Origin of the sequence: Lachnoanaerobaculum sp. OBRC5-5 (assembly GCF_000296385.1) — a bacterium.
Lineage (GTDB): Bacteria > Bacillota > Clostridia > Lachnospirales > Lachnospiraceae > Lachnoanaerobaculum.
In genome coordinates this window covers 1-2,199 of record NZ_JH815190.1, presented here as the reverse complement: position 1 = coordinate 2,199, position 2,199 = coordinate 1, and the positions used below count along the sequence as shown (strand labels likewise).

Annotated in this window: 1 protein-coding gene and 1 pseudogene; one reads left to right on the top strand and one right to left on the bottom strand. The window is 33.3% G+C overall.

Features of this window, described 5'->3' with window-relative positions; all coding sequences use genetic code 11:
• A pseudogene (locus HMPREF1135_RS14495) lies at nucleotides 1-94 on the bottom strand (DUF1722 domain-containing protein); the annotation flags it as partial.
• Nucleotides 95-244: 150 nt separating this feature from the next.
• On the opposite strand from HMPREF1135_RS14495, the gene HMPREF1135_RS13495 reads away from it, so the two are divergent.
• Nucleotides 245-2,020 (top strand): IS1634 family transposase, encoded by a 1,776-nt coding sequence (locus tag HMPREF1135_RS13495; RefSeq protein ID WP_007594943.1) that lies wholly within the window; start codon nucleotides 245-247, stop codon nucleotides 2,018-2,020.
• Nucleotides 2,021-2,199 lie beyond the last annotated feature (179 nt).

Genomic DNA, 2,199 nt, shown 5'->3' with positions numbered 1-2,199 from the left:
ATCTATCAAACAGTTCCTGTTTTTCTATGGCACTTGCATCTTTTTTTAAATATCCCCACACATGAAGAACGGCATTACTGAAATCTTTCCTGCTCGGGAGTTTGACAGCTAACTACTCCCTCTATAAACCTCAAACCCTTATAAAGACTGGATTTCAGTCTTATTTTTTTGTCAATTTATTCGTTATTTTATGTAGCTATTTGTAGCTATTTATAGTATAATATGAGCATGGAGGTTGAATGCTATGAAACTTACTGTAAGTAAATCAAAAAACTCTGCTACATTTTATGTTCAGAAATCTATACGCAAATCCAATGGTTCTGTCACTACAGTTACTATTGAAAAACTTGGAAATCTTGATATGGTTAAGACTAGAGCTAATGGAAAAGACCCTTACATTTGGGCTCAGGAATATGTTGATGAACTTAATCGTAAGGAATATGAGGAACAAAAAGAAATTTTAATAAAATGTTCTCCTTCAAAGCTCCTGAAACCTGATGAAAAACATTTGTTTAACTGTGGATATCTATTTCTTCAGAGTATTTACTATTCACTTAAGCTGGATAAAATCTGTTCTAAAATTTCAAAGAAGTATAGCTTTGAATATGATTTGAACGATATTTTATCTCGACTAATTTTTACTCGTATCCTTTATCCATCTTCTAAGTTGGCATCAAATCGTTCTTCCAAAATGTTTATTGAGCAGCCGACCTTTAATTTACATGATATATATCGTTCACTTTCTGTTTTATCTAAAGAAAGTGACTTTATTCAATCTGAGCTTTATAAAAATAGCCAAAGAATACTTCCTCGCAGGAATGACATTCTTTACTATGATTGCACAAACTATTACTTTGAAATCGAGCAGGAAGACGAACTTAGGAAATATGGAAAATCAAAACAACATCAACCACTACCTATTGTCGGAATGGGAATGTTTATGGATCATGACGGTATTCCTCTTGCTTTTGATATTTTCCCCGGAAATAAGAATGAGCAGCCAACACTAAAGCCTCTGGAACAAAAGGTAATCGATGATTATGGTATTGATAGTATTATTATCTGTACAGACGCAGGTCTGTCCTCAAATGCCAATAGAAAGTTTAACCACAAAACTTTATTTGGTGAAAAAATAAGAAGTTTTATAACAACACAATCTATAAAACAACTCCCAAAATATTTAAAGGAGTTTGCTCTAGACCCTGAAGGCTGGTCACTACAAGGTGAAACAGGATTATTTAATCTGAATAACCTTGATGAACAGACAGACTATAATAAAGTCTTTTATAAGGAAAGGTGGATTAAAGAAGATTTATCAGATAAAAAAGTCAAAGAAGGTAATAAAGCTCTAGAGCAACATCTTATAGTATCATTCTCCTTAAAGTACAAAAAATATCATCAGAAAATCAGGCAAAGCCAGATTGACCGTGCTAATAAGCTTATTGAAAAAGGGGAATATAAAAGAAATCAAAAAAATCAAAATGATCCACGCCGTTTTATTGCTACCGAAGCAATGACATCTTCAGGAGAAGTCTGTGACAGAGAAATCCCTTATATAGATTCGAACCTCATAGCTGAAGAGGAAAAATATGACGGTTTCTATGCCGTTTGTACTAATTTGGAGACAACAAGTGCCGAAGAAATAGTTCGTATAAACAAGAAGAGATGGGAAATCGAAGAATGTTTCAGAATCATGAAAACCGAGTTCAGTGCACGCCCCATTTATCTTCAAAGAGAGGATCGCATAAAGGCACACTTCATAACTTGTTTTGCTTCATTGGTAGTCTTTAGGATACTTGAGAAAAAACTTGGTGAACAATATACATGCGATGAGATTATTAACGTATTACGCTCTATGATGATGTATCGTCCGGGAGAAAAGTTAGGATATCTACCCGCTTATACAAGAACAGCCTTAACAGATGCACTTCATGAAGTATTCGGATTTCGTACCGATTACGAAATTTTAACCGATTTGAGTATGAAAAAAGTCTTTCGGGAAAGCAAAAAAAGTAGGTAGTTCTAGCTACACTTTTGTGAATTAAAAAAGGTCTGAAACCCTTGATATATATGGCTTTCAGACCTTTTAGCTGTCAAAGACAGGATTATATACTATAAATATGTATAAATATTTAAGAGAATATTTTTATAGGCAAATTTTTAGGCAATAAATGTATAATTTTTTCATGCCATAGTCTC